The organism is Syntrophomonas sp. UBA5494 (assembly GCF_002426325.1).
This window is the reverse complement of record NZ_DIPG01000080.1, coordinates 5,209-6,720: the sequence shown is the minus strand read 5'-3', so window position 1 is coordinate 6,720 and position 1,512 is coordinate 5,209. Positions and strand designations below refer to the sequence as shown.

Genomic DNA, 1,512 nt, shown 5'->3' with positions numbered 1-1,512 from the left:
ATATCTGCAACGTCGGGCAGTTTGCCTTTGCCTATTGTACCGAAGGCCAGAAGGCCGCTGGCCGGGTCCATGACGTGGTATCCACACTCCGCCAGAATGGCCAGGTTTCTCTTCACAATGGGGTTTTCATACATACGGGTATTCATAGACGGCACCACCAGAACCGGAGCCGTGTTCGCCACCACCAGTGTTGACAGAACATCATCGGCTATGCCATGGGCCATTTTGGCTATAAAATTGGCGGTTGCAGGAGCGATGACCAGCAGATCAAGCTGCTCGGCCAGGCCGATGTGCTTCACCCTGTATTCCCTGGGGTCGGACCATAAATCGGTAATCACTTCTCTGCCCGTCAGGGTTTTAAAGGTCAGGGGAGTGATAAATCGAGTAGCCGCTTCGGTCATAAGCACCGCGATTTCAAGATCGATTTTTTTCAACCGGCTGACCAGATCCGCTATTTTATACGCTGCAATGCCTCCTGTAACACCTATTCCGACTGTCTGGTCCATCGATCAAACACCTCCGAGTCCACCTCTTTGACGGGTTGTCTCCATGCCTATATTTTCATCCTCAATATATATCATGCGGATTCCTCCCCGCATCATTCTCTCCCGGCCCGGGCGTCCATTTGTTTTAGCCCTGGGAAACAGCAGATGTGCGGAATAAATATGAAAGACCAGGATGTAAGGACAGCCTGATCTCCATTTTTGGGCGGGAGTCATGAATACGAATAAGGATATTCGTATAATTTAATTTATCCTAATCCCTGCGCTTCCTTTTGTCAATGCGGATGAAACGCATAGCCCGGTTTGTTTTTTAGTTTATCGCCGGCAGGGAATTGCCGGCTCGTACAATGTCAATGATTGGAGGAAACACTGTGCTCGCTTTCTCCCAGTCACCGAACGTGCCTTCGTAATGCCGCAAAATAATTCCCTCCTGGTTATAGAAAATGAACTGTTTAGCTGGCCTGGCTAAAAAAAACGGTTTTTCTAAAAATAATGGGAATCCCTCTGGATTTGGCCTGCTTTTTCACCCGGTTCATGAGTCCGTGGCTTATGTAGTTTAAATTTAGAATGATTAAGTCTACGTTCTTGGGGATCTCGCGATTTTGGGTCGAGTGATTTCGCCCCTTCCAATGGATGATCTCTTTGGCCCCTTCAGCGTATAGCTTTTTGGGAACCGCGCCCAGATGATCCGCACCCACGAAAAGAACCTTTTCCACTTTCTGTCTTGCTCCCATTTTTTTCCCCCTTTCATAACAATTACCTGCCGGTAATCTGATGAAGGCCCTACAATGTCTAAAATAAGAAGGGCCAAGACGGCTGCTGCATCCCGGCCTCCAGTTGTCTGGTCAAACCAAAACCAAGTAAACATACTGAAATAATATATTATAATAAATGCTAAAATCTTATATTCGATTTGTCAAGGGGAAAGTTCGAATATATTTCGATTACAGTTTCTTTAGGGCCAGCTCAGTGTATTCGTCTATACATAATCAGGGGATATTAGAATATA

The 1,512-nt window shown here is 46.5% G+C and carries 2 protein-coding genes; both read right to left on the bottom strand.

What is annotated here, in order from left to right; genetic code table 11:
• On the bottom strand, positions 1–506 hold a 506-nt coding region (locus B3W37_RS08935; RefSeq protein WP_483175446.1), incomplete at its 3' end, for a flavoprotein.
• A 449-nt stretch (positions 507–955) separates the two neighbouring features.
• Entirely contained in the window at positions 956–1,237 is a 282-nt protein-coding gene (locus B3W37_RS08930; protein ID WP_483171737.1) for a DUF2325 domain-containing protein, read from the bottom strand.
• Positions 1,238–1,512 lie beyond the last annotated feature (275 nt).

What these genes read in the sequence shown, in the direction of transcription:
- B3W37_RS08930 (WP_483171737.1), bottom strand. Translation starts at nt 1,237, where the DNA reads ATGGGAGCAAGACAGAAAGTGGAAAAGGTTCTTTTCGTGGGTGCGGAT.